The sequence below is a fragment of the Streptomyces sp. WAC05374 genome, assembly GCF_004353505.1.
Classification (GTDB): domain Bacteria; phylum Actinomycetota; class Actinomycetes; order Streptomycetales; family Streptomycetaceae; genus Streptomyces.
The window spans coordinates 35862-60527 of the sequence record NZ_SMNQ01000002.1; the positions used below are offsets into that span (position 1 = coordinate 35862).

At 73.9% G+C, this 24666-nt stretch carries 22 protein-coding genes and 1 riboswitch; of the genes, 16 read left to right on the top strand and 6 right to left on the bottom strand.

The genetic code is table 11. The features are described 5' to 3' along the window. Positions 1-143: 143 nt before the first annotated feature. Positions 144-794, bottom strand: coding sequence for a class II aldolase/adducin family protein (locus E2B92_RS05160; protein ID WP_126887086.1), 651 nt, complete (start codon positions 792-794; stop codon positions 144-146). Between the two features lie 295 nt (positions 795-1089). Here E2B92_RS05160 and E2B92_RS05165 point away from each other — a divergent pair, with 295 nt between their 5' ends. From E2B92_RS05165 to cobC, 9 genes are all read left to right on the top strand, one after another. Beyond that, positions 1090-2343 (top strand): inorganic phosphate transporter, encoded by a 1254-nt coding sequence (locus E2B92_RS05165; RefSeq protein WP_126887087.1) that lies wholly within the window; start codon positions 1090-1092, stop codon positions 2341-2343. A 12-nt stretch (positions 2344-2355) separates the two neighbouring features. Further along, positions 2356-2577, top strand: coding sequence for a hypothetical protein (locus tag E2B92_RS05170; protein ID WP_126887088.1), 222 nt, complete (start codon positions 2356-2358; stop codon positions 2575-2577). Positions 2578-2736: 159 nt separating this feature from the next. Further along, positions 2737-2816, top strand: a riboswitch (cobalamin riboswitch). Positions 2817-2936: 120 nt separating this feature from the next. Further along, on the top strand, positions 2937-3887 hold the full coding sequence (locus E2B92_RS05175) for a cobalamin biosynthesis protein (protein ID WP_126887089.1): 951 nt from the start codon (positions 2937-2939) through the stop codon (positions 3885-3887). Then, a complete protein-coding gene (locus E2B92_RS05180) occupies positions 3884-5437 on the top strand; it encodes a cobyric acid synthase (protein ID WP_126887090.1) in 1554 nt (517 codons plus the stop codon). Before E2B92_RS05175 ends, E2B92_RS05180 begins: the two co-directional genes overlap by 4 nt. Next, positions 5434-7449 carry a putative cobaltochelatase gene (locus E2B92_RS05185; protein ID WP_126887091.1) on the top strand — a complete coding sequence of 672 codons (2016 nt, stop codon included), beginning with the start codon at positions 5434-5436 and terminating at the stop codon, positions 7447-7449. Before E2B92_RS05180 ends, E2B92_RS05185 begins: the two co-directional genes overlap by 4 nt. Beyond that, positions 7449-8057, top strand: a complete 609-nt coding sequence (gene cobO / locus E2B92_RS05190) for a cob(I)yrinic acid a,c-diamide adenosyltransferase (RefSeq protein ID WP_126887092.1) — start codon at positions 7449-7451, stop codon at positions 8055-8057. Before E2B92_RS05185 ends, cobO begins: the two co-directional genes overlap by 1 nt. Then, positions 8051-9388, top strand: a complete 1338-nt coding sequence (locus tag E2B92_RS05195) for a cobyrinate a,c-diamide synthase (RefSeq protein ID WP_126887093.1) — start codon at positions 8051-8053, stop codon at positions 9386-9388. The genes cobO and E2B92_RS05195 overlap by 7 nt, the downstream gene beginning before the upstream one ends. Continuing rightward, complete coding sequence (locus E2B92_RS05200) at positions 9385-9804, top strand: cobalamin biosynthesis protein (protein WP_126887094.1); 420 nt, start codon at positions 9385-9387, stop codon at positions 9802-9804. Before E2B92_RS05195 ends, E2B92_RS05200 begins: the two co-directional genes overlap by 4 nt. A gap of 78 nt (positions 9805-9882) precedes the next feature. Next, on the top strand, positions 9883-10956 hold the full coding sequence (gene cobC / locus E2B92_RS05205) for an Rv2231c family pyridoxal phosphate-dependent protein CobC (RefSeq protein WP_185923648.1): 1074 nt from the start codon (positions 9883-9885) through the stop codon (positions 10954-10956). A gap of 33 nt (positions 10957-10989) precedes the next feature. On the opposite strand, the gene E2B92_RS05210 is transcribed toward cobC, so the two are convergent. From E2B92_RS05210 to E2B92_RS05220, 3 genes are all read right to left on the bottom strand, one after another. Next, the gene (locus E2B92_RS05210; protein ID WP_126887096.1) at positions 10990-12885 is read right to left on the bottom strand and encodes a caspase family protein; all 1896 of its coding nucleotides are present in this window, start codon (positions 12883-12885) and stop codon (positions 10990-10992) included. 62 nt (positions 12886-12947) lie between these two features. Further along, positions 12948-13271 carry a hypothetical protein gene (locus tag E2B92_RS05215; RefSeq protein ID WP_126887097.1) on the bottom strand — a complete coding sequence of 108 codons (324 nt, stop codon included), beginning with the start codon at positions 13269-13271 and terminating at the stop codon, positions 12948-12950. Between the two features lie 187 nt (positions 13272-13458). Then, on the bottom strand, positions 13459-14400 hold the full coding sequence (locus E2B92_RS05220) for an SCO1860 family LAETG-anchored protein (RefSeq protein WP_185923649.1): 942 nt from the start codon (positions 14398-14400) through the stop codon (positions 13459-13461). Between the two features lie 347 nt (positions 14401-14747). On the opposite strand from E2B92_RS05220, the gene E2B92_RS05225 reads away from it, so the two are divergent. Further along, complete coding sequence (locus E2B92_RS05225; RefSeq protein WP_126887099.1) at positions 14748-16787, top strand: penicillin acylase family protein; 2040 nt, start codon at positions 14748-14750, stop codon at positions 16785-16787. Next, entirely contained in the window at positions 16784-17350 is a 567-nt protein-coding gene (locus tag E2B92_RS05230) for a GNAT family N-acetyltransferase (RefSeq protein ID WP_126887100.1), read from the top strand. The genes E2B92_RS05225 and E2B92_RS05230 overlap by 4 nt, the downstream gene beginning before the upstream one ends. A 48-nt stretch (positions 17351-17398) precedes the next feature. Here the strand turns inward: E2B92_RS05230 and E2B92_RS05235 are convergent, their stop codons facing one another. After that, positions 17399-18484 carry an amidohydrolase family protein gene (locus tag E2B92_RS05235; RefSeq protein WP_126887101.1) on the bottom strand — a complete coding sequence of 362 codons (1086 nt, stop codon included), beginning with the start codon at positions 18482-18484 and terminating at the stop codon, positions 17399-17401. 76 nt (positions 18485-18560) lie between these two features. On the opposite strand from E2B92_RS05235, the gene E2B92_RS05240 reads away from it, so the two are divergent. Next, positions 18561-19664 (top strand): pyridoxal-phosphate-dependent aminotransferase family protein, encoded by a 1104-nt coding sequence (locus E2B92_RS05240; RefSeq protein ID WP_126887102.1) that lies wholly within the window; start codon positions 18561-18563, stop codon positions 19662-19664. 111 nt (positions 19665-19775) lie between these two features. On the opposite strand, the gene E2B92_RS05245 is transcribed toward E2B92_RS05240, so the two are convergent. Continuing rightward, positions 19776-20861, bottom strand: a complete 1086-nt coding sequence (locus E2B92_RS05245; protein ID WP_133087403.1) for a LysR family transcriptional regulator — start codon at positions 20859-20861, stop codon at positions 19776-19778. Positions 20862-21362: 501 nt separating this feature from the next. On the opposite strand from E2B92_RS05245, the gene ectA reads away from it, so the two are divergent. From ectA to thpD, 4 genes are all read left to right on the top strand, one after another. Continuing rightward, entirely contained in the window at positions 21363-21908 is a 546-nt protein-coding gene (gene ectA / locus E2B92_RS05250; RefSeq protein WP_185923630.1) for a diaminobutyrate acetyltransferase, read from the top strand. A gap of 155 nt (positions 21909-22063) precedes the next feature. Continuing rightward, entirely contained in the window at positions 22064-23332 is a 1269-nt protein-coding gene (gene ectB / locus E2B92_RS05255; protein WP_126886589.1) for a diaminobutyrate--2-oxoglutarate transaminase, read from the top strand. Between the two features lie 32 nt (positions 23333-23364). Continuing rightward, entirely contained in the window at positions 23365-23763 is a 399-nt protein-coding gene (locus E2B92_RS05260; protein WP_031072530.1) for an ectoine synthase, read from the top strand. A gap of 3 nt (positions 23764-23766) precedes the next feature. Next, the gene (gene thpD, locus E2B92_RS05265; protein ID WP_126886591.1) at positions 23767-24630 is read left to right on the top strand and encodes an ectoine hydroxylase; all 864 of its coding nucleotides are present in this window, start codon (positions 23767-23769) and stop codon (positions 24628-24630) included. The last annotated feature ends 36 nt before the right edge of the window (positions 24631-24666 follow it).

Sequence of the window (24666 nt, forward strand, 5' to 3'; positions counted from 1 at the left end):
GCACGGCCCGGCCGCCGAAGCCGGAGCGCGCCCGCACGCGGCCCGCCCCCGGGGCCGGGCCCGCCGTCGAGGCCGAGGCGCGCGCACGCGACCCGTCCCCCGGGGCCCGGCCGCTAGGGGCGCGGGGACACCCCCGTGCCGGGTCAGTGGGGCTGGCCGTAGCCGTGGAGTTTGTGGGTCGCCTCGTGGAGTTCGGCGGGCGTGAGCAGGCTGGGGGTGTGGCCGGGCAGGGAGCTGGCGGTGAGCCAGACCCGGCACATCCATTCGAGCTGGGCCGTGCGGTCGTAGGCCTGGTCCAGACCGTCCCCGTAGGCGATCGTCCCGTGGTTGCGCAGCAGGCACGCGGTGCGGCCGTCGAGGGCGCGCAGCATGTTGCGGGCCAGCTCGTCCGTGCCGTACAGCGCGTAGGGGGCGACCCGGACGGGGCCGCCGAGGGCCCCGGTCATGTAGTGGATCGGTGGCAGTTCGGTGACGAGGGTGGAGACGGCCGTGGCGTGCACGGCGTGGGTGTGCACGACCGCTCCCGCCGTGGTGTGGCGGTAGATCTCCAGGTGCATGGGCAGCTCGCTGGTGGGGGTGAGCCGGCCGCGCACCTGGGTGCCGTCGAGGTCGACGGCGACGGTGTCGGCGGGGGTGAGCCGGTCGTACGGCACGCCGCTGGGGGTGACGAGCACGAGGTCCCCCACCCGTACCGAGACGTTCCCGGAGGTGCCGACGACCAGCCCGTCCGTCACTGTCCTGCGGGCGGTGTCCACGAGGGCGCCCCATGCCCGCTCGATCGCGTCGTGTGTCATGCACCCGATCCTGTCGCGCCGGGCCGGTCGGGGCACGGCGGGGTGATGAGTATCTCTTCGGCCCGGTGGCGCGCGCCCGGCGGCGGGCGCCGCGAGGGGGCCGCCGGGGTCGGGCGAGAGGCCGGAAACGCCCGGATTCCGGGGGGCCGCGCCCCTCTCAGCGGACACCGGGAGCCGGAAGCGGAACCGCCGCCCCCTGTTAGGGGTCACCACGACGCCCGACCCAGTTCACCTTCCGTTCACTCAGGTTGCCTACGTTCGCCGAACCACTGACGTCGAACGATTGCCTGGGTAAATGGAACACATCACGCTGCTGCTCGCCATTGTGGTCGTGACAGCTCTCGTGTTCGATTTCACGAACGGTTTCCATGACACCGCCAACGCGATGGCGACCACCATCTCGACCGGCGCGATGAAGCCCAAGACGGCGGTGGCCATGTCCGCCGTGCTGAACCTGGTGGGTGCCTTCCTGTCCGTCGAGGTCGCCAAGACGATCTCCAGCGGACTCGTCAACGAAGAGGGCATCCAACCCGAAGTGATCTTCGCGGCGCTCGTCGGCGCGATCCTGTGGAACCTGCTGACCTGGCTGGTCGGTCTGCCGTCCAGCTCCTCCCACGCCCTGATGGGCGGCCTGGTCGGCGCCACCATCGCCTCGGTGGGCCTGAGCGGCGTCAACGGCGGCGTCGTCGTCACCAAGGTCCTGATCCCGGCCGTCGCCGCCCCGGTCGTGGCCGGCGCCGCCGCGATGCTCGCCACCCGGCTGACGTACAAGGCCAACGCGCACATCGACGACAAGACCGGCCGCAAGGGCTACCGCGCCGGTCAGATCGCCTCCGCCGGTCTGGTCTCGCTCGCCCACGGCACCAACGACGCGCAGAAGACCATGGGCATCATCACCCTGGCCCTGGTCTCCGCCGGCGCCCTCGCGCCCGGCTCCAACCCGCCCCTGTGGGTGATCGTCTCCGCCGGTGTGGCGATCGCGCTCGGCACCTACCTGGGCGGCTGGCGCATCATCCGCACCATGGGCAAGGGCCTGACCGACCTCCAGCCGCAGCAGGGCTTCGCCGCCCAGACCGGCGCCGCGGCCGTCATCCTGGCCTCGTCCAACCTGGGCTTCTCGCTGTCGACGACCCACTCCTGCTCCGGCGCCGTGATGGGCGCGGGCCTCGGCCGCAAGGGCGGCGTGGTCCGCTGGTCCACGGCCACCCGGATGTTCGTCGCCTGGGGCCTGACCCTGCCGGCCGCCGGTCTGGTCGCCGCCGCCTCGGAGTACGTCACCCAGCAGGGTGACTGGGGCGTCGCCGCCGTCGCGGTCTTCCTGGTCGCCTCGTGCGCCGCGATCTGGTTCATCTCCCGCCGCCAGGTCGTCGACCACACCAACGTCAACGACGTGGAGCCGGAGGACGAGCCCGCGGGCGTCGTGACCACCGCGATCGCGGCCGTCACCCCGCCGCCGGCCGGCAACGTCACCGACCTCAAGGCCACCATCCCGGCTCCCGCCGGCGAGGACACGGCATCCACCACCCCGGCTCCCGCCGCCACGGTGTAAGGAAAGAACAGCATGAAGATCGACTGGGCAGCACTCGGCTCCGTCTTCGGGGTCAGCCTCCTGGCCACCGTCGCACTGGTGGGCCTGTTCACCCTCGGCATCGTCGGCCTCTCCAAGCAGGAGACGGCCTCCGCGAACGGCGGCTCGGCCGTCATGGCCCGCACGGGCGCGTACGCCTGCTTCGCGCTCTGCGCCGCCGCGGTGGCGTACGGAATCTTCCTGATCGTCACCTGAGCACGCCACGTACGACGGCGCCCCCGGAACGCACACCGTTCCGGGGGCGCCGTCGTGCGCCGGTGTGTGCCTCGGCACAACCTCCCGCCGCAGGTCAACGGCGAGTTGACGGGCGTTCGCAGGGCGTGGTGGACTGCCGGGGCCATTACGGCGGCAGGAGAGGAAGCCGGTGCGATTCCGGCGCGGTCCCGCCACTGTGAGTCCGGCCCGCCCCGTGCGGCCGGATGAGTCAGGAACTCTCGTCGCCGGTCACGTCGAGCCAGGGCGCGGACCCTGAGTGAGGACATCACCCATGCGCGGCTACCCCTACAGACACGTGCGTCCCCATGGCCGGCGAGGCGTATCGGCGGGCTGAACCGATGCGCAGTGACCAAGTCTTCGCCTGCGGCGCGGCCGCCGGGCTCGCCGCCGATCTGCTCCTCGCCGACCCCCGCCGGGGTCACCCCGTAGCCGCGTTCGGCCGCGCCGCCGCCCGGGTCGAGGGCGTGCTGTGGCGCGACCACCGCGCCTGGGGCGCGCTGCACGCCGTGGTGTGCGCCGGTGGCGCCGCCGGTGCGGCGGCGCTCGCCGCCCGGGCGGTACGCCACCGGGGCGCCCTTCCCGTCGCGCTGACCGCGGCCTCCGTGTGGGCGGTCGTCGGCGGTACGACGCTGGGCCGCGAGGCCCGCGCCATCGGTGGCGCGCTCGCCGCCGGTGACCTGGACGTGGCCCGGGAGCGGCTGCCGCACCTGTGCGGGCGCGACCCGCAGGCCCTGGACGGCCCCGGCATCGCCCGCGCGGTCGTCGAGTCGGTCGCCGAGAACACCTCCGACGCCGTGACCGGCGCCCTGGTGTGGGGCGCGATCGCCGGCGTACCGGGGCTGGTGGCGTTCCGGGCGGTGAACACCCTGGACGCGATGGTCGGGCACAAGTCGCCGAAGTACCGCCGCTTCGGCTGGGCCTCGGCCCGCCTCGACGACGTGGCCGGCTGGCCCGGCGCCCGGCTGACGGCCGCCCTCGCGGCGGTCGCCGGCGGGAACCCGCGCGGCGCGGTGCGGGCCTGGCGGGCCGACGCGGGCAGGCACCCGAGCCCGAACGCGGGTCCGGTCGAGGCGTCCTTCGCGGGCGCGCTGGGCGTACGGCTCGGCGGGACGCTGTCGTACGGCGGCCGGGTCGAGCACCGGCCCGTGCTCAACGGCGAGGGCCGGGCCGTGGAGGTGGCGGACATCGAGCGGGCGGTGCGGTTGTCGCGCCGGGTGAGTGCCCTCACGCTCGCGGTGTGCGTGGGCGGGCGGCTGGCGTACGGGGCTATCAAGCGGAGGCGTACATGAGCAAGGGTGGGGGGCTGCTCGTCGCGGGCACCACGTCCGACGCGGGCAAGAGCGTCGTCACGGCCGGCATCTGCCGCTGGCTGGTACGGCAGGGCGTGAAGGTAGCGCCGTTCAAGGGGCAGAACATGTCCCTCAACTCCTTCGTCACCCGCGAGGGCGCGGAGATCGGCCGTGCGCAGGCCATGCAGGCGCAGGCGGCCCGCGTGGAGCCGACCGCGCTGATGAACCCGGTGCTGCTGAAGCCCGGCAGCGACCGCTCCAGCCAGGTCGTGCTGATGGGCAGGCCGGTCGGCGAGCTGAGCGCCCGCGGCTACCACGGGGGCCGGCAGCAGGCGCTGCTCGGCACGGTCGTCGAGTGCCTGGAGGAGCTGCGGAGCACGTACGACGCCGTGATCTGCGAGGGCGCGGGCAGCCCCGCCGAGATCAACCTCCGCCGCAACGACATCGTCAACATGGGCATCGCCCGTGCCGCCCGCTTCCCCGTCGTCGTGGTCGGCGACATCGACCGGGGCGGGGTCTTCGCCCAGTTCTTCGGGACGACGGCGCTGCTGGCGCCCGAGGACCAGGAGCTGGTCGCGGGGTACCTGGTGAACAAGTTCCGCGGTGACGTGACGCTGCTGGAGCCGGGCCTGGACATGCTGCTGGGCCTGACGGGGCGCCGGACGTTCGGTGTCCTGCCGTACGCGCACGGGCTCGGCATCGACGAGGAGGACGGGATGGGGGTCCCCCCTGCTCGAGCGAAGTCGAAAGCAGGGGGGAGCGTGTCGCTGCGCGGCGCGGTGCGCGAGTCGGTCGTGGCGCCGCCGGTCGGCGCGGACGTGCTGCGGGTCGCCGTGTGCGCCGTACCGCTGATGTCGAACTTCACGGACGTCGACGCGCTGGCCGCCGAGCCGGGCGTGGTCGTGCGGTTCGTGGACCGTCCCGAGGAGCTCGCCGACGCGGACCTGGTCGTGGTGCCCGGCACGCGCGGGACGGTGAAGGCGCTGGCGTGGCTGCGCGAGCGGGGCCTCGCGGACGCGATCGCGCGGCGGGCCGCCGAGGGCCGCCCGGTGCTCGGTATCTGCGGCGGCTTCCAGGCGCTGGGCGAGCACATCGAGGACGAGGTCGAGTCCCGGGCCGGCGAGGTCGCGGGCCTCGGGCTGCTGCCGGTACGGGTGCGGTTCGCGACCGAGAAGACGCTCGCCCGGCCGAGCGGCGAGGCCCTCGGCGAGCCCGTCGAGGGGTACGAGATCCACCACGGCGTCGCCGACGTACGGGGCGGCGAGCCGTTCCTGGACGGGTGCCGTGTCGGGGCCGTGTGGGGGACGCACTGGCACGGCTCGCTGGAGAGCGACGGCTTCCGCCGGGCGTTCCTCACCCAGGTGGCGCGGGCGGCCGGCAGACGCTTCGTACCGGCGCCCGACACCTCGTTCGGCGCGCTGCGCGAGGAGCAGCTCGACCGGCTCGGCGACCTGATCGAGGAACACGCCGACACGGAGGCGCTCTGGAAACTCATCGAGCAGGGCCCGCCCGCAGGACTTCCCTTCATCGCACCCGGAGCACCGTCATGAGCGACGCACCCCACTACCCCTTCACCGCGATCGTCGGACAGGACGACCTGCGGCTCGGGCTGCTGCTGAACGCGGTGTCCCCGGCCGTCGGCGGTGTCCTCGTACGCGGTGAGAAGGGCACCGCCAAGTCGACGGCCGTGCGAGCCCTGGCGGCGCTGATGCCGGACGTCGACGTCGTCGCGGGCTGCCGCTTCTCCTGCGCGCCCGGCTCGCCCGACCCCGCCTGCCCCGACGGGCCGCACACCCTGGCGGAGGCGGTGAGCCGCCCGGCCCGGATGGTCGAGCTGCCCGTCGGCGCCTCGGAGGACCGGCTCGTCGGTGCCCTCGACATCGAGCGGGCGCTCGCGGACGGCGTGAAGGCGTTCGAGCCGGGTCTGCTGGCGGACGCGCACCGGGGCGTGCTGTACGTCGACGAGGTCAACCTGCTCCACGACCACCTCGTGGACCTGCTGCTGGACGCGGCCGCCATGGGCGCCTCGTACGTGGAGCGGGAAGGCGTCTCCGTACGGCATGCCGCCCGCTTCCTGCTGGTCGGGACCATGAACCCGGAGGAGGGCGAGCTGCGGCCGCAGTTGCTGGACCGGTTCGGGCTGACCGTGGAGGTGGCCGCCTCGCGGGAGCCGGAGCAGCGGGTCGAGGTGGTGCGGCGCCGACTGGCGTTCGACGACGACCCGGCCGGCTTCGCGGCGCGGTGGGCCGGTGAGGAGGCCGCGCTGCGGGAGCGGATCGTGGCGGCGCGGGCGCTGCTGCCGGAGGTGACGCTGGGCGACGCGGCGCTGCGGCAGATCGCCGCGACCTGTGCGGCGTTCGAGGTGGACGGCATGCGCGCCGACATCGTGATGGCGCGTACGGCGACGGCGCTGGCCGCGTGGGCGGGGCGCACGGACGTCACGTCCGACGACGTACGGCAGGCGGCGCTGCTGGCGCTGCCGCACCGGCGCCGGCGCAACCCGTTCGACGCGCCCGGGCTCGACGAGGACAAGCTGGACGAGACGCTGGAGGAGTTCGGCGGGGACGACGACCCGGACCCCGACCCGGGCCCGGACGGCCCCGGGGGCGGCCCGGACGGCGGCGGCGGCGTGCCCCCGCAGGGCGGGGAGCCGGAGGCCGCGCCCGGGACGGAGGAGTCCCCGGCGCCCGCTCCCGCTCCTGCCCCCGGCAGCGGCGGCGGCGAGCAGGCGCCCGTCAAGGCCGCCGAGCCGTTCCGCACGAAGGTGCTGAGCGTGCCGGGCCTGGGCGACGGCGCGGCGGGGCGCCGGTCCCGCGCGCGCACCGAGCACGGCCGGACGACTGGGGCGCGGCGCCCGCGGGGCGCCCTGACCAAGCTGCACCTGGCGGCGACCGTGCAGGCGGCCGCCCCGCACCAGCGGGCGCGCGGGCGGTCCGGCCCCGGGCTGGTCGTCCGGCGTGACGATCTGCGCCAGGCGACGCGCGAGGGGCGCGAGGGGAACCTGGTGCTGTTCGTGGTGGACGCGTCAGGCTCGATGGCGGCCCGGCAGCGGATGGGCGCGGTCAAGGGTGCCGTGCTGTCGCTGCTGCTGGACGCCTACCAGCGGCGTGACAAGGTCGGACTGGTCACCTTCCGTGGCTCGGCGGCCGACCTCGCGCTGCCGCCCACGTCGTCGGTCGACGCGGCCGCCGCGCGCCTGGAGCGGCTGCCGACCGGCGGGCGCACCCCGCTCGCGGCGGGGCTGCTGAAGGCGCACGAGGTGCTGCGGGTGGAGCGGCTGCGCGACCCGGCGCGCCGCCCGCTGCTGGTCGTCGTCACGGACGGCCGGGCGACCGGCGGGCCGGACCCCGTGGCCCTGGCCGCCCGCGCGGCCGGCCTGCACGCCGCCGAGGGCACCGCGTCGGTGGTCGTGGACTGCGAGACCGGGCCGGTGCGGCTCGGGATGGCCGGCGAACTGGCCGGTGCCCTCGGCGGCACCGCCGTCACACTCGACGAACTGCGGGCGGACGCCATCGCGGGTCTCGTCAGGGATGTCAGAGCAACTACTGGGAGGGCCGCTTAATGCCGCAGGGACAGCCGACCGTCGTACCGGACGACGGACTGACCACCCGCCAGCGCCGCAACCGCGCGCTGGTGATGGTGCACACGGGTGTCGGCAAGGGGAAGTCGACGGCCGCGTTCGGCATGGCGCTGCGCGCCTGGAACCAGGGCTGGCCGATCGGGGTCTTCCAGTTCGTCAAGTCCGCGAAGTGGAAGGTCGGCGAGGAGAACGCCCTGAAGGCGCTCGGCGAGACCGGCAAGGGCGGCACCGTCACCTGGAACAAGATGGGCGAGGGCTGGTCCTGGATCCAGCGCGACCCCAAGGACGGCGAGCAGTCGCACGAGGACAAGGCGCGCGAGGGCTGGGAACAGGTCAAGCGGGACCTCGCCGAGGAGCGGTACAAGTTCTACGTCCTCGACGAGTTCGCCTACCTGCTGCACTGGGGCTGGATCGACACCGCCGAGGTCGTCGAGGTCCTGAGGAACCGGCCCGGTCAGCAGCACGTGGTGATCACGGGTCGCAACGCCCCCGCCGAGCTGTGCGAGTTCGCCGACCTCGTCACCGACATGTCGAAGGTCAAGCACCCGATGGACGCGGGTCAGAAGGGCCAGCGGGGCATCGAGTGGTAGCACGTCTCGTCATCGCCGCGCCCTCGTCGGGCGCGGGCAAGACCACGGTCGCGACCGGCCTGATGGCCGCGTTCGCCGGCCGTGGTCTGGCGGTGTCCCCCCACAAGGTGGGCCCCGACTACATCGACCCGGGCTACCACGCGCTCGCCACCGGCCGCCCGGGCCGCAACCTCGACGCCTTCATGTGCGGTACGGGCCTGGTCGCGCCGCTGTTCGCGCACGGCGCGCGGAGTTGCGACCTGGCGGTCGTCGAGGGCGTGATGGGCCTGTACGACGGTGCCGCCGACCAGGGTGAGCTGGCGTCCACGGCCCAGGTCGCCAAGCTGCTGAAGGCACCGGTGGTCCTGGTGGTGGACGCCTCGTCGCAGTCGCGGTCGGTGGCCGCGCTGGTGCACGGCTTCGCGTCCTGGGACCCGGAGGTGCGGATCGGCGGGGTCATCCTCAACAAGGTGGCCACCGACCGGCACGAGCATCTCCTGCGCGAGGCGCTCGGGGAGTCGGGCGTGCCCGTGCTGGGTGTGCTGCGGCGGGCGCCCGCGGTCGCGACGCCCTCGCGCCACCTGGGCCTGGTGCCGGTGGCCGAACGGCAGGCGGCGGCCGTGGAGGCGGTCGCTGCGCAGGCGGAGCAGGTACGGGCGGGGTGCGACCTGGACGCCCTGCTGGCGCTGGCGCGGTCGGCGCCCCCGCTGCCGGACGCGCCCTGGGAGCCGGCGCTCGAACCGGTCGCGGGGCGGCCGGTGGTGGCCGTCGCCGGTGGGGCGGCGTTCACGTTCTCGTACGCCGAGCACGCGGAGCTGCTGCGCGCCGCCGGGGCGGAGGTCGTGACGTTCGACCCGCTGCGGGACGAGGAGTTGCCGGAGGGGACGGCCGGGCTGGTGATCGGGGGCGGGTTCCCCGAGGTGTACGGGGCCGAGCTGTCGGCGAACGCCCGGTTGCGCAAGGCGGTCGCGGAGCTGGCGGCGTCCGGGGCGCCCGTCGCCGCCGAGTGTGCCGGACTGCTGTATCTGGCCCGGTCGTTGGACGGCCGGCCGATGTGCGGTGTCCTGGACGCGGAGGCGCGGATGTCGCAGCGTCTGACGCTCGGCTACCGGGACGCGGTGGCGGTGGGCGACAGCCCGCTGGCGGCGGCCGGGACGCGGATGCGGGGGCACGAGTTCCACCGCACGGTGATCGAGCCGGGCGCGGGCCCGGCGCCCGCGTGGGGGCTGCGGCAGCCGGAACGGCGGGTGGAGGGGTTCGTGCGGGGCGGTGTGCACGCCAGTTACGTGCACACCCACTGGGCGGGCGTGCCGGAGACGGCGCGGCGGTTCGTGGAGCACTGCGCGCGATGACGGTGGTGGTCGGTGTGGGGGCCGGGCGGGGCGTGTCCGCCCGTGCGGTGCTCGGGCTGATCGAGGAGACGCTGCGGGAGGCGGGGCTGCCCGCCTCCGTGGTGAGCGAGCTGGCCACCGTCGACTCCAAGGCGGGCGAGGCGGGGATCGTCGAGGCGGCGGCCCGGCTCGGTGTGCCGTTGCGGACGTATCCGGCGCGGGAGTTGGCCCGGGTCGCCGTGCCGCACCCGTCGGAGCGGGTCAGGGCGGCGGCGGGGACGCCGTCGGTGGCGGAGGCGGCCGCGCTGGTCGGCGGGGGCGAACTCCTCGTACCCAAGCGGGTGTCGGGGAAGGGACGGGTGACATGTGCGCTGGCGCGCAGGCGGTTGTTGAATGTGGGTCACGGGTACACCGGTGGGGAGACACCGGAGTGTTAGACCCTGTTCATGGAGCGCTACCGGGAGGCCCAGGGTCTCCCGTCCCCCACCCCCCACTTCACCCACACGCTGGCGGCCATGCATACCCACACCGACACTCACGATCTGCGGCACCACGGTGACGCGGAGGTCCGGGACGAGAAACTGACCGATCTCGCGGTCAACGTCCGGACGAACACCCCGCCCGACTGGCTGCGGGAACGCATCGCGGCCTCCCTGACGGGACTGGCCGCCTATCCGGACGGGCGGGCCGCCCGGGCCGCCGTCGCGGCCCGCCACGACCTGCCGCCCGAGCGGGTGCTGCTGACGGCGGGCGCGGCGGAGGCGTTCGTGCTGCTGGCACGGGCACTGCCGGTGCGCAGACCGGTGGTGGTGCACCCGCAGTTCACGGAGCCGGAGGCGGCGCTGCGGGACGCGGGGCACGAGGTGCGCCGGGTGCTGCTGCGCGAGGAGGACGGGTTCCGGCTGGACCCGGAGGCGGTACCGGAGGACGCCGACCTGGTGGTCGTCGGCAATCCGACGAACCCGACGTCGGTGCTGCACCCGGCCGCCCTGCTGGCCCGGCTGGCCCGGCCCGGGCGGACGCTGGTGGTGGACGAGGCGTTCATGGACGCGGTGCCGGGCGAGCGCGAGGCGCTGGCGGGCCGCACGGACGTGCCGGGTCTGGTCGTGCTGCGCAGCCTCACCAAGACGTGGGGCCTGGCCGGGCTGCGGATCGGCTACGTGCTGGCCGATCCGGGCACGGTGACGGCCCTGGAGCGGGCCCAGCCGCTGTGGCCGGTGTCGTCGCCCGCGCTGGCGGCCGCCGAGGCGTGCATGTCGCGGGCGGCGCTGGCGGAGGCGGAGGACGCGGCCCACCGCATGGCGGTGGAGCGTGCGCATCTGCTGGCGGGGCTGGCGGAGTTCGACGAGGTACGGGTGGTGACGGCGGCGGAGGGGCCGTTCGTGCTGGTCCGCATGGAGGGCGCGGACGTGGTGCGGGACCGGCTGCGGTCGCTGGGGTTCGCGGCCCGGCGGGGCGACACGTTCCCGGGGCTGGGCCCGCAGTGGCTGCGGCTCGCGGTCCGGGACCGGGTGACGACGAACCGGTTCCTCCAGGCCCTGGACCAGGCGCTGGTGATGGCGGGAACGGGGTGCGCCGAGGGCCGCTGAGGGCCGGCCGGCGCCGGGGCGGGAGGTGTCGGTTCAGCTTATGTTGGCGGCGATCATCACGGCGATGATGCCGAGCAGCGCCAGGACGAGCACCGGGAGAGCGAGCACCTTCGCGGACCAGGTGAGCAGGCGCGCGGCGGCCTTGCGGCGTTCGTCGTACAGCCCGGTGGAGGACCGGAGGTCGTAGCGGGCGACGCCGACGAGGATCAGCGAGACGAGCGCCAGGACCAGGCAGACGACGAGGTCGCGGGTCGACTCCTGGGCGAGGTGGCTCTGGATGTTGACCCAGGTCTCCCCCGCTTGCGGCAGCCGGACCGCTTCCACGGTCGCCTTGATGCCCAGGGCCAGCGAGGCGATGGCCGTCCCCAGGGCGGCGGCGGCGAGCGCGGGCGCGCGGTAGGCCTTGAGGCCGGGCGGGGGCGTGGTGGCGTGGCTCCGCTGTTCTTCGGCGCGGCGTTCCGCCTCGGCGCGGCGGCGTTCCTCCTCGGCGCGGCGTTCCGCCTCGGCGCGGCGGCGTTCCTCCTCGGCGCGGCGTTCCGCCTCGGCGCGGCGGCGCTGCTCCTCGGCGCGGCGGCGTTCCTCCTGACGCCGTGCCTCCTCCTGGCGCCTTCGCTCCTCCTCCTGACGCCTTCGCTCCTCCTCCAGTTCCTGCGGTGTCTTGGTCGGCTGTTTCGGTGGCTCCCGCACCTCCGCGTCCACGTGGATGCGCGCTTCGCCCACGCAGCCCTTCAGCACGATGTCGCCGCTCAGTGGCCCCGGCGTGGCCGTGTCGATGGTCACGTCGAGCCCGTCACCGGACTGGACCGCGTGCAGCCGGTCGTCGCTCGGCCGGGGGGTGCAGCTCCGGGCCACGGGCGGGCCGAGCAGGCGCACGTGCTGCTTGGGCGGGACCGCGTGCCGGGGCACCGGGGCGAAGCGCAGGGCGGCCGGCTCGGGGGCGATCCGCACGGCGGCGAGGGCGGCGCCCGCCCGTTCCGCCACGGTGTGGATGTCGTTGCGGGCGACGTGCTCCAGGGCCTGACGGGCGCCCGCGGCCATGGACAGGTCCGTGTGCCTCATCCAGTCGCTCAGTTCGGTGACCGCCCCCAGCCGCGTGTACATCTCCTCGCTGGCGAGCGCGGCCCGCAGCCGCTCCGGCAGTTCGGCCGGCACGATGCTGCGCCGCTCGGTGCGGGCCAGGTACAGATCCCCCCGGTAGTCGGACTTGCACCGCGGCGTCTGGTTCCTGTTCGCGCGGACCACCCGGTTGTAGACGTACTCGTACAGCTCGCTGAGCGAGACCTTGCCGTCCTCGTCCTGGTCGGCCTCCCCGGTGGAGAGGCCCTTCACCAGCGCGCTGGTGAAGACCGACGGCTTCGGTTCGCCGCCGTCGGCGAGGCGGGCGCCCTCGAAGGCGTACTGCATGGAGTCGGAGGCGGCGATGACCGCCCATCCGCGTCCCTCACCGCCGAGTTTGTCGTCGGCGAAGTTCTCCAGCACGTGCACGTCACCGGCCGCACGGGGCCTCGTGCCCGGGGAGAAGGCGCCGCCGAAACAGCAGTCCAGGAACAGGACCCTCGTACGCGCCACGGTGTCGGCCATGCACTCCTCGACGAAGGCGGACGCGACTCCGGTGGCCCGCAGGCGCTTCGGGAGCGTGTCGGTCGCGGCGAAATACAGCTCCCCCGCCTCGTTCTTCAGACCGTGGCACGAGAAGTGCAACAGCAGCATGTCGGTGGTCCGGCGCTCCTCGAAGAAGTCTTCGATGCGCCTGCGGATTTCGTAGGACGGCTGATTGCGCACCACTTGTACGTCGAAGCCGCCTATGCGCGGGTCCCCCAGTACCTCGGCGAGTGCCTCCGCGTCCGCGGCGGGTGAGGTGAGTGTCTGCAGGCCGCCCTCCTGATAATCGTCGTTGGCGATGATCAGGGCGTGCCGGGAGTCGTCCATGACGGTGCCTCGGACCAGGGCGTGTCTTTCGGATCTTGCCGGGCTCGTCCAAAAGACACGCCCTAGGCCTCCACGCTGGAGTGCTTGTTGATGAACGCCTCGAAGGCCTCGGCGACCTGGTCCGGTGTCGCTTCCGAGAGTTCGAGGACGTCGCCGTCCATCGTCAGGCGCATGGACGGCCGGGCTTCCTGGAACCGGGACCACCAGCCGTGGAGGACGCCGGCGACCTGGCGCAGGGCGGTGGCGGACTGGCCGAGGGTGACCAGCAGCGCGCCGATTTCCATCACCCCGAAGGCCCGTGTCCCGGAGGGGACTTCCTCGGCCGGTACGGCTTCCACGTTCTCGACGTCGAGTTCGCGGAGTTCCCGGCGGAGGTGGCTGGTCATTCTGTCGATCCGTTCGGGATCGATGCCTTCCTCAAAAAGGTGAATCTGCAACTGGTTTTCCATGGGAAGCCCCCTTCTCTTTCAGGGGCGGGCGTCCCTCGCATTCCAGTCTGTGCGCATATCGGCGGCGCCGCAAGAATCACGGAAAGGGTGCACGGCGCCCGGGAAACGCCGTGCACCTTTCCCGTCAGCCGCGCTCGCGGGCCGCGCGGGCGCGGCGTGTGAGGGCCAGGGCGCCCGCGCCGGCGGCGAGGAGGGCGAGGGAGCCGCCCGCGAGGTAGGGCGTGAGGGAATTCCCGCCCGTCTCGGCGAGGTTGGCCTCCGCCGGTTCACCGCCCGTCTGGGGCCGGACGCCGGCCGGCCCGGTGTCCGCCGGCCGGGCCGCGGCCTTCGGCGGCGCCTCGGGCGACTGGCAGGTGGCCTCGGCCAGCGTGACGGTGCCGGTGACGTCCGCGACGTTCGCCTTCAGCGGGTTCACCGACACCGTGAGCGACAGCGCCGTGGCGGCGGCGGTACGGGAGGTGGTGTGCGTCTTCGACAGGCTGAGCGTGACCTGGCCGACGCCCGGGACGTCGACCTTCGTCGGGCCGCCCGCCGTGAGCGTGACGCGCTTGCCGAGGACGGTGACCCGGCCGAGGAGGTTGGCCTCCGCGACCGGGCGCTCGCCGGCCTCGCAGACCGCACGGGAGGTGACCTTCTCGACCTCGACCAGGGACAGCAGCGGCAGCCCGGGGACGTGCAGTTTCGCGCGCGCGAGTTCGGTACGTCCCTCGGCGCGGCGCGCGTCGGCGGTCGCCTTCGCGGTGGCGACGTCGGCCCGCAGGACGCTGACCGGCCTGCCCTGCTCGACGCCGTCCAGGGTGACGGTCAGCGCGGTCTTCGCGGCGCTCTCCGGGGCCCGGACCTCGTTGAGCGTGGCCTTGAGCGGCACGTGCACGGACTTGTTCAGCAGGGCCACGTCCAGGTCCGTGCGCAGGACGACGGCGCTCGCGCGGCCCGCCTCCCCGCCGGTGGCGTGTGCCGCGGGCGGGGCGGCGAGGAGCGCGGGTCCGGCGGTGAGCGTCACCGCGGCCGCCGTGGCGGCGAGGGACCGGCGGCGGGCGGGCAGGCGCAGGGTGGTGCTGTTCACGGTGGTGGAACCCCCACAGGAGACAGGGCGTCGCACAGCCCTGCCCATGGGGAACGCACGGGGGGCGGCGACGCGGGACACCGGAATACTTACGCACGGAGAGTGAACCGGCGTACACCTGACGTGAGTTCACCCCAAAGGGCGGTTTCCGTTCCCGTATTCGAATCTCCCGGCACGTGCGTTCGCCGGAATCCCATCCGTCGCGGGGCGGGGAGAAAGATCTTCAACGATGAGCCATGTCGGCACGTCACGGGGCGTCAACGCGGCGCCCGGGGCGACCCCGGATTGCCTCCGGCGTCAGGAGTGGCTTAAGTTAGGCCAGCCTAACCTAAAAGATCGGGACAAGAGTGAGCATCGAGGTCTATCGGGACACCTGGGGCATCCCTCATCTCCGCGCCGCCGACGCGCTGGAGCTGGCCCACGCGCAGGGCCGCACCACCGCCCTGGACCGGGCCTGGCAGCTAGAGGTGGAACGGCACCGCGCCCAGGGCACCACGGCCGCCTTCCTGGGCCCCGAGGCCGTCGAGTGGGACGTCTTCGCCCGCCGCGCCCGGCTGGCCGACACCGCCCGGCGCTGCTTCGACGCGCTCGACGAGCCCACCCGTACCTGGGTGTGCGCGTACGTGGACGGGGTGAACGCCGGACTGCCCGCCGGCGCCCGGCGCTCGCCCGAGTTCGCCGCCACCGCACTGGAGCACGGGCGGTGGGAGCCGTGGACACCGCTGGCCGTGTGGCTGTCGACCCACATCCTGTTCGCGGGCTTCCCCACCAAGCTGTGGCGCGACCACGTCGCCCGCCGCCTGGGCGAGGAGTACACCGAGCTGTTCGCCACCGACGGCCCCGCCACCTCCGGCAGCAACGGCTGGCTGGTGACCGGCGACCGCACCGCCACCGGGGCGGCGCTCATCGCGGGCGACCCGCACCGGTTCATCGAGGCGCCCGGCGTCTACCAGCAGATCCGGCTGGCCTGCCCCGAGTACGACGTCGTCGGGCTCGCCGTCCCCGGCGTACCGGGCCTCGCCCACTTCGGGCACACCGGCACGGTCGCCTGGGCCATCACCAACGCCATGGCGGACTATCAGGACCTGTACCGGGAACGCCTGCGCCGCACCGGCGAGGGCGCCGTCGAGGCGCTGGGCCCGGACGGCTGGGCCCCCGCCCACGCCCACACCGAGACCGTCGAGGTCAAGGGCGCCGGGCCGGTCGAGGTCGAGGTGATCGAGACGGCGCGCGGGCCGGTGATCATCGACGGGCCGGACGGGGTGATCAGCCTGCGCCACCCGCCGCGCGTCACCGGCCGGCTCGGTTTCGCCGCCCTGCCCGCCCTGCTCGCCGCCCGCACCGTCGCCGACGTGGACCGGGCGTTCGACCCGTGGGTGGAGCCCGTCAACGTCGTCCAGGCCGCCGACACCGGGGGCGGCACGCTCCACCGGGTCGCCGGCCACGTCCCGCTGCGCCCGCGCGGCAACCTGCTGCGCACCGTCCCGGCCTGGGAGCCCGGCCACGAGTGGCAAGGCGCCCACGAGCCGATGCCCCGCGAACCGGTCGACGGCGTCGCCGTGATGGCGAACGCGCGCGGGCTCGCCGCCCCGCTCGGTGTCGAGTTCGCGGCACCGCACCGGGCGCAGCGGATCGCCAGGCTGCTGGACGCGTCGAAGAACTGGACGGCGCCCGAGATGGCCGCGGTCCACACCGACACCCACCTGGCCTCGGCCCGCCCGCTGCTCGCGCTCGTCGCGGCGCTGCCCGACCTGGGGCTCGAGGCACGGGAGGTGCGCGACCGGCTGTTGTGCTGGAACCGGCGCATGAACGCCGACAGCGTGGACGCGGCGCTGTTCGCGGCCGTACGCGGCGCGGTCGTGCGCCGCCTCGCCGAGCACCCGGTGCTCGCCGTGCTGGCCGAACCGCCGGCGTACCCCGCGCTGTTCCAGCCCTGGCTGGCCCTCCTGCCGCGCGTCGCGCACGCCCTGGAGACCCTGCTGACCGGCGGGCCGGTGCCCGAGGCCGACCGGCTGGCGGCCGTGCGCGGCGCCCTGGAGGAGGTGGCGGCGGCCCCGCCCACCGGGCCCTGGGGCGCCACCCACCGCCTGGCGCCCTGGGCGGCGCTGCCCGACGACGGCGCCGGCCGGCCCGCCCTGGACGGCGACCACGACTGCGTCCTGTCCACCTCCAGCGTCCCGGGCCTCACCGACCACAGCGCGCGCGGCCCGGCCGCCCGCTACGTCTGGGACCTGGCCCGGCGCGAGGACAGCCTGTGGGTGGTGCCCTTCGGCGCCTCGGGCGTCCCGGGCGACCCGCACCGGCGCGACCAACTGCCCCTGTGGCTGCGGGGCGAACTCGTCCCCGTCGTCACCGACTGGAACCGGCTCGAGAAGGAAACGGCATGATCACCACCGACTGCGTGTACGAACGGGCCGTCGACGGCTTCGGCACGGTCCGCCTCGTCCGCGTCGACCCGGACCGGGACGCGGAGCTGCTGCACGACTGGGTCAGCGGGGAGCGGGCCCGGTTCTGGGGCATGCGGGAGGCCGGCGTCGACGACGTACGCGAGATCTACGCGCATCTCGACTCGCTCACCACGCACCACGCGTTCCTGGCGTACCGGGACGGTGTGCCCGTCGCGCTGTTCCAGACGTACGAGCCGGAGGCGGACCGGGTCAGCGAGTGCTACGACGCCGAGCCGGGCGACATCGGCGTGCACCTGCTGCTCGCGCCCACGAACGCGCCCGAGCGCGGCTTCTCCTCGCACCTGGTGTCCGCCCTGGTCTCGTACGCGCTCACCGGGCACCGGCGGATCGTGGCCGAGCCGGACGCGGCCAACGACAAGGCGATCGCGCTGCTGGTGCGCAACGGGTTCGAGCCGGGCCCGGAGGTGGTCCTGCCGGAGGTCGTGCTGCCGGAGGTCCACATCGCGGAGAAGCGGGCGAGGCTGCTGTTCCTGACCCGGTGACGGGTCGGGCGGCCGCACCCGGTGGCCGGCGGGGCGGCCGGTGGCCGGTCAGTCGATGACGCGGCCGTTGAGGACCACCCGCCGCGGCGCCGCCAGGACGCGGACGTCCGCGCGCGGGTCCTCGTCGTAGACGACCAGGTCGGCCGGGGCGCCCTCGTCGAGGGCGGGGCGGCCGAGCCAGGCGCGGGCGCCCCACGTCGTGGCCGACAGGGCCCGCAGCGGCGGGATGCCGGCCCTGACCAGTTCGGCGACCTCGGCGGCGACCAGGCCGTGCGCCAGGGAGCCGCCCGCGTCGGTGCCGACGAAGACGGGGACGCCCGCGTCGTACGCGGCGCGCACGGTGTCGTAGCGCCGCTCGTGCAGCCGCCGCATGTGGTCCGCCCAGCGCGGGAACTTGGCCTCTCCCCCGGCGGCGAGCCTCGGGAACGTGGCGATGTTGACGAGGGTGGGAACGATCGCGACGCCACGCTCGGCGAAGAGCGGGATGGTGTCCTCGGTCAGGCCTGTGGCGTGCTCGACGCAGTCGATCCCCGCCTCGACGAGGTCCCGCAGCGACTCCTCGGCGAAGCAGTGGGCGGTGACGCGCGCCCCGAGCCGGTGCGCCTCCGCGATGGCCGCCTCGACCTCGGCGCGCGGCCAGCAGGCGCCCAGGTCGCCGGTGCTCCGGTCGAGCCAGTCACCGACGAGCTTGACCCAGCCGTCACCGCGCCGCGCCTCCTGGGCGACGTACGCCACGAGGTCGGCGGGCTCGATCTCGTGGGCGTAGTTCCGGATGTAGCGGCGGGTGCGCGCGATGTGCCGGCCCGCCCGGATGATCTTGGGCAGGTCGTCCCGGTCGTCGATCCAGCGGGTGTCGGCCGGGGACCCGGCGTCACGGATCAGCAGCGTGCCGGCGTCCCGGTCGGTGAGCGCCTGCTTCTCGCTCGTGGCCGCGTCGACGGCTCCGTGCGCGTCGAGCCCGACGTGGCAGTGCGCGTCGACCAGGCCGGGCAGCGCCCAGCCGGTCACCGTCCTGACGTCCCGCGCGCCGGACGGCCGTTCGTAGGTGATCCGCCCGTCGACCACCCACAGTTCGTCGCGTACGTCCTCCGGGCCGGCCAGCACCCGCCCCGCCACATGCAGCACCACGCTCATGTCCAGCACTCTACGGGGGCGGAAGTACGCTCGGCCGAGCAGTCCCGACCATGAACACACCGGAAGCGAGCCCCTCGTGACGCATCCCCTCCTCGACCTCGCCCCGCTGACCGCCGGCCGCTTCGCGGCCATCGAGCGGCGCGTGGCCACCCTGCTGGCCACCGAGCAGGACGTGCTGATCACCCAGGGCGAGGCGCTGCTGCCGCTGGAGGGCTGCATCCGCAGCGGTGCCCGGCCGGGCTCGACCGCGCTGAACGTGATCACCGGGCCGTACGGGCAGACCTTCGGCGACTGGCTGCGCGACTGCGGCGCGACGGTGGTGGACCTGGAGGTGCCCTTCCACACGGCGGTGACGGCCGATGGGATCGCCGAGGCGCTGGAGCGGAACCCGGAGATCGACTTCGTCTCCCTGGTGCACGCGGAGGCGGCGACCGGCAACACCAACCCGGTCGCGGAGATCGGTGAGGTGGTACGGGCGCACGGCGCGCTGTTCCACCTGGACGCCGTCGCCTCGATCGGCGCCGAGCCGGTGCTGCCGGACGCCTGGGGCGTCGACCTGTGCGTCATCGGCGCGCAGAAGGCGATGGGCGGCCCGGCGGGCGTCTCGGCGGTGTCGGTCAGCACGCGCGCGTGGGAGCGGTTCGCGGCCAACCCGGCCGCGCCCCGGCGCTCGTACCTGTCGCTGCTGGACTGGAAGGAGCGCTGGATCGACCGGGGCCGTACCGCGCTGCCCCACGCGCCCGCCCAGCTCGAGATGCTGGCGCTCGAGGCGTGCCTGGAGCGCATCGAGGCGGAGGGCCTGGACACGCTGATGGCCCGCCACGCCTCGGCCGCCGCGGCCACCCGCGCCGGGGCGGTCGCGCTCGGCGGCGGCCTGGAGCCGTACGTGCACGAGGCGCGGGACGCCGCCCCGGTCGCCACCACGCTGCGCACGCCGCCCGGCGTGGACGCCTCCGAACTGGTGGCCCGGGCCCTGGCGTCGGACGCGTCGTTGCCGCTGGCGGCGGGCGGCGGGGCGCTGGCCAAGGAGATGGTCCGGGTGAACCACTACGGGCCGGCCGCCGACCGCGCCGTGGTCGCCTCCTCGCTGGCCGCGCTCGGCACCGCCCTGGCCGCCATGACCGCCACGCCGGTGGACCGGGAGGCGGCCGACCTGGCGGTCACCACGGCCTGGGCGTGAAGCCACGGGTACAGGCCGGGCCGGGGCGTACCCCCGCCGGGCCCGGGGCCGGCGCCGCCGGTGCGCCGCCGGCCCCGGGGCCGACCCGGGCCCGCCGTCGTCCGTGTGCCGTCAGCCCGGTGCCGGGGCCGCGGCGCCCGCCGGGCACGGGCCCGCGACCTCGGCCGGGCGCCCGGCCGAGGTCGCCCGGCGCCCCGCTCCGGCCGCCGTGTGCGGGCCGGGGGTGCCCACGGGGGGCCGTACCGCGGAGAGGGGCGCCACGGCCGCCGGGCGACCGGCGGGGGCCATCGCCGTGACGGCGGCCGGGTGACCCGCGGGGGCCATGGCCGTGAGGGCCTCCAGGAGGGCCTGGAGCGGCGGGGCGGGCGGGCGGTCGGCCGGGAGCGCCAGGGAGACCGGGGCCGTCAGGCCCGGCAGCGTGCGGAAGGCGATCCGGGGCGTCGGCGGCAGGGGGCCCACCGGGTGGAACAGCGTCCAAGACGGTTCGGGGTGGGCGGCCAGCTCGGCGAGCGTGTCCAGGAGCGTGGTGAAGGGCGGGCCGGGCGTCCAGCCCGGCAGCGCGGCCGTGACCAGGTCGTGCAGGTCGGGGTTGACGGCGCGCGGGACGAGCCGGAGGGGCAGGCGGGCGAGCCGGTCGAGGCCCGGCGCCTCGCCGTCCGCGAGGTCCAGGGCGAGGGCGTGGGAGGCGGGCAGCGCGACGATCAGCGGCTCGTCCCACAGCGGGTGCAGGGCCACTCCGTCGGCCCGCCGTACGGTGCGTACGAGCGCGGCGTCGAACGTCCCGGAGCGCACGGCCGCCAGGCGCGCCTCCTGGGGCGCCCGCTCCAGCCGTACGCGCAGCCCGGGGCGGCGGGCGGCGAGCACGTCGAGGGCGCGGTACACGCGGTCGGCGAAGGCCCGGCTGGTGCCGAGCCGGACCAGGCCCTCCGTGCCGGCGGTGATCCCGGCGGCGGTGTCCCGGACCCGGGCGGCCGCGGCGAGCGCGGCGCGGGCCTCGGGCAGCAGCCGCTCGCCGGCCGCGGTGAGGCGGACGCCGTGCGTGGCGGAGCGGTCGAACAGGCGCAGGCCCAGTTCCGCCTCCAGGCGGGCGATCCGCCGGCTCACCGACGCCGGTACGGCGTGCAGCCGCTCGGCCGCGCGTACGAAGCCGAGTTCCTCGGCGACCGCGACGAAACACTCAAGCTGACGCAGCTCCACTGCTGGCCCCCCACTCATCGCCGTTGATGATCACTGTGCCGGTCAACCGCTTCCCTGCCCGGTCTTCTTCCCGCCACGCGTACGCACCGATACGTGCGGGAGGGCGATACGACTCAGCCGGCGGCGGGGGCGGCGCGCGGCGCACACGGCGGTGGCGGGTGTCGGCGGATTGTCACGGGAATGGCGGCGGGTGAATACTTCATGGAATTCATGGCACTACATCAGGCGTAGCTTCCCGCATTCTTATGCCCGGTTTCCCCGAGCTTAAACGCAAAGATTTCATAAGGACTCGGCGGGCAATTCGGGCAGGTGTCAACCCCGTTACTCCAGTGTGACGGACTCCACATCACGCCCGTTTTGCCGGGAAATATACGGGCAAAAATCGGCGATCGGCGAAGCCTTGTCGTCTGAGCTCGCGCCCGCGCGATAACACAGGTCAGGCCGCTGCCCAACCCCTCACCCCGATGCAATTTCAGAAATTGCTGGGTAAGTTCAATCCGCATGACCGCAGCACAAGCAGACCTTGCACGTGCCCGAAACGAATTCACCGAAGAGGCCGCACCGGCCATCGGTATCGACACGCCCCGAGTGGAGGACGGAGCCGCGATCTGGCGCATTGCCCGCGACTCCGAGGTCCTGGACCTCAACTCCTCCTACAGCTATTTGCTGTGGTGCCGCGACTTCGCCGCCACCTCCCTGGTGGCGCGGGGCGCGGACGGAGAGCCGATCGCCTTCGTGACGGGCTACATCAGGCCGCAGCGCCCGCGGACGCTCGTCGTCTGGCAGGTCGCCGTGGACCGGGCGCACCGTGGCCGGGGACTGGCCGGTGTGCTGCTGGACGCGCTGACCGCGCGCGTGGCCGGACAGGGCGTCCACACCCTGGAGACCACCATCACCCCGGACAACACGGCGTCCGACCGGCTCTTCACCTCGTACGCGGAGCGCCGCGGGGCGTCCCTGGAGCGTGAGGTCCTCTTCGACGGGGGGCTCTTCCCCGAGGGGACGCACGAGCCCGAGGTGCTCTACCGGATCAGCCCGGTCGCCTGAGCACCCGGTCGCCCGGGACACCCGGTCCCGACACCCGGCCGCCCGAGACGCCCGGTCGTCGCCCGGGGCCCCCGGACCCGCACCGCCGGCATCCCCGAACTCCGCCCGAGACGCCCAAGACGCCTGAGACACCCCCACCGAGGAGACGAACCGCTGTGACCATCACCCCGCCCGCCCTGAGTGTCTTCGAGACCCTGGAGTCGGAGGTGCGCAGCTACTGCCGCGGTTGGCCCGCGGTGTTCGACCGCGCGCAGGGCGCACGCCTCACCGACGAGGACGGCCACTCCTACCTCGACTTCTTCGCCGGCGCCGGCTCGCTCAACTACGGCCACAACAACCCCGTGCTGAAACGCGCGCTGCTCGACTACATCGAGCGCGACGGCATCACCCACGGCCTGGACATGGCGACGACCGCGAAACGGGCGTTCCTGGAGTCCTTCCAGAACGTGATCCTGCGGCCGCGCGACCTGCCGTACAAGGTGATGTTCCCCGGCCCGACCGGCACCAACGCCGTGGAGGCGGCGCTGAAGCTGGCCCGCAAGGTGAAGGGGCGCGAGTCGATCGTGTCGTTCACCAACGCCTTCCACGGCATGTCGCTGGGCTCGCTCGCCGTCACCGGCAACGCCTTCAAGCGCGCGGGCGCCGGCATCCCGCTCGTACACGGGACGCCGATGCCGTTCGACAACTACCTGGACGGCCGGGTCCCGGACTTCCTGTGGTTCGAGCGGCTGCTGGAGGACCAGGGCTCCGGGCTCAACAAGCCGGCCGCCGTGATCGTGGAGACCGTGCAGGGCGAGGGCGGCATCAACGTCGCCCGGCCCGAGTGGCTGCGCGCGCTGCGGGAGCTGTGCGACCGGCAGGACATGCTCCTGATCGTCGACGACATCCAGATGGGCTGCGGCCGCACCGGCGCCTTCTTCTCCTTCGAGGAGGCGGGCATCACGCCGGACATCGTCACCCTGTCGAAGTCCATCAGCGGCTACGGCCTGCCGATGTCGCTGTGCCTGTTCACCCCGGAGCTCGACGTGTGGGGCCCGGGTGAGCACAACGGCACCTTCCGCGGCAACAACCCGGCCTTCGTCACCGCCACCGCCGCCCTGGACACCTACTGGGCGGACGGCCAGATGGAGAAGCAGACCATCACGCGCGGCGAGCAGGTCGAGCAGGCGCTCCTCGCCATCTGCGACGAGAACTCCGCCTACGGCGCCCACTACCGGGGCCGCGGCCTGGTGTGGGGCATGGAGTTCACCGACAAGGCCCGTGCGGCCGCCGTCTGCGCGCGCGCCTTCGAGCTGGGCCTGCTGCTGGAGACCTCGGGCCCGCGGAGCGAGGTGGTCAAGCTGCTGCCGCCGCTGACCATCACGCCCGACGAACTGGACGAGGGGCTGCGGACGCTGGCCCGCGCCGTCCGCGAGACGGCCTGAATCGTCCCCGCAAGAAAGGAAGTTGCACCACCGTGATCGTCCGATCGTTGAAGGACATCGAGAACACCGAGCGCCACGTCAAGGCGGCCTCCGGCACCTGGGAGTCCAAGCGCATCGTCCTCGCCAAGGAGAAGGTCGGCTTCTCGCTGCACGAGACCGTCCTGTACGCGGGCACGGAGACGTCGATGTGGTACGCCAACCACATCGAGGCCGTGCTGTGCGTCGAGGGCGAGGCCGAGCTGACCGACCACGAGACGGGCGAGACGCACTGGATCGAGCCGGGCACGATGTACCTGCTCGACGGCCATGAGCGCCACACCCTGCGGCCGAAGACCGACTTCCGGTGCGTGTGCGTCTTCAACCCTCCCGTGACCGGACGGGAGGACCACGACGAGAACGGTGTCTACCCGCTGCTCACCGAGGAGGGCTGAAGCATGACGACGGATCTCTACCCCACCCGAGGCGCCTTTGAGGTCGTCACTCCCCGCCAGGACCCGGTGGTCTGGGGGCCGGTGTCGTCGCCGGAGCTGGAGTCCTTCGAGCGTGACGGCTTCCTCGCCGTCGACCGGCTCATCACGGAGGACGAGGTCGCCGTCTACCGCGCGGAGCTCGACCGGCTGGTGCACGACCCGGCGATCCGCGCCGACGAGCGCTCGATCATCGAGCCGCAGACCCAGGACGTGCGGTCGGTCTTCGAGGTGCACCGGATCAGTGACGTCTTCGCCAAGCTGGTGCGCGACGAGCGCGTGGTGGGCCGTGCCCGCGAGATCCTCGGCTCGGACGTGTACGTCCACCAGTCGCGGATCAACGTGAAGCCGGGCTTCGGCGCCTCGGGCTTCTACTGGCACTCGGACTTCGAGACCTGGCACGCGGAGGACGGGCTGCCGCGGATGCGGACGGTGTCCGTGTCGATCGCGCTCACGGAGAACTTCGACACCAACGGCGGCCTGATGATCATGCCGGGGTCGCACCGGACGTTCCTGGGCTGCGCGGGCGAGACGCCCAAGGACAACTACAAGAAGTCGCTCCAGATGCAGGACGCGGGCACCCCGTCGGACGAGGCGCTGACGAAGTTCGCCGACGCGCACGGCATCCGGCTCTTCACCGGTGCGGCGGGCTCGGCGACCTGGTTCGACTGCAACGCCATGCACGGGTCGGGCGACAACATCACGCCGTACCCGCGCAGCAACGTCTTCATCGTGTTCAACAGCGTGGAGAACGCGGCGGTGGAGCCCTTCGCGGCCCCGGTCCGGCGACCGGAGTTCATCGGCGCGCGGGACTTCACCCCCGTGGGGTGAGTCACGGCGTACGCGCGGAGGGGCGGGACCGGGGTG

Coding starts and splice junctions, on each gene's coding strand:
- E2B92_RS05160 (WP_126887086.1), bottom strand. CDS start 794: ATGACACACGACGCGATCGAGCGGGCATGGGGCGCCCTCGTGGACACC.
- E2B92_RS05200 (WP_126887094.1), top strand. CDS start 9,385: ATGACGGTGGTGGTCGGTGTGGGGGCCGGGCGGGGCGTGTCCGCCCGT.
- E2B92_RS05230 (WP_126887100.1), top strand. CDS start 16,784: ATGATCACCACCGACTGCGTGTACGAACGGGCCGTCGACGGCTTCGGC.
- E2B92_RS05235 (WP_126887101.1), bottom strand. CDS start 18,484: ATGAGCGTGGTGCTGCATGTGGCGGGGCGGGTGCTGGCCGGCCCGGAG.
- cobC (WP_185923648.1), top strand. CDS start 9,883: ATGCATACCCACACCGACACTCACGATCTGCGGCACCACGGTGACGCG.
- E2B92_RS05210 (WP_126887096.1), bottom strand. CDS start 12,885: ATGGACGACTCCCGGCACGCCCTGATCATCGCCAACGACGATTATCAG.
- E2B92_RS05175 (WP_126887089.1), top strand. CDS start 2,937: ATGCGCAGTGACCAAGTCTTCGCCTGCGGCGCGGCCGCCGGGCTCGCC.
- E2B92_RS05215 (WP_126887097.1), bottom strand. CDS start 13,271: ATGACCAGCCACCTCCGCCGGGAACTCCGCGAACTCGACGTCGAGAAC.
- cobO (WP_126887092.1), top strand. CDS start 7,449: ATGCCGCAGGGACAGCCGACCGTCGTACCGGACGACGGACTGACCACC.
- E2B92_RS05170 (WP_126887088.1), top strand. CDS start 2,356: ATGAAGATCGACTGGGCAGCACTCGGCTCCGTCTTCGGGGTCAGCCTC.
- thpD (WP_126886591.1), top strand. CDS start 23,767: ATGACGACGGATCTCTACCCCACCCGAGGCGCCTTTGAGGTCGTCACT.
- ectA (WP_185923630.1), top strand. CDS start 21,363: ATGACCGCAGCACAAGCAGACCTTGCACGTGCCCGAAACGAATTCACC.
- E2B92_RS05180 (WP_126887090.1), top strand. CDS start 3,884: ATGAGCAAGGGTGGGGGGCTGCTCGTCGCGGGCACCACGTCCGACGCG.
- E2B92_RS05185 (WP_126887091.1), top strand. CDS start 5,434: ATGAGCGACGCACCCCACTACCCCTTCACCGCGATCGTCGGACAGGAC.
- E2B92_RS05165 (WP_126887087.1), top strand. CDS start 1,090: ATGGAACACATCACGCTGCTGCTCGCCATTGTGGTCGTGACAGCTCTC.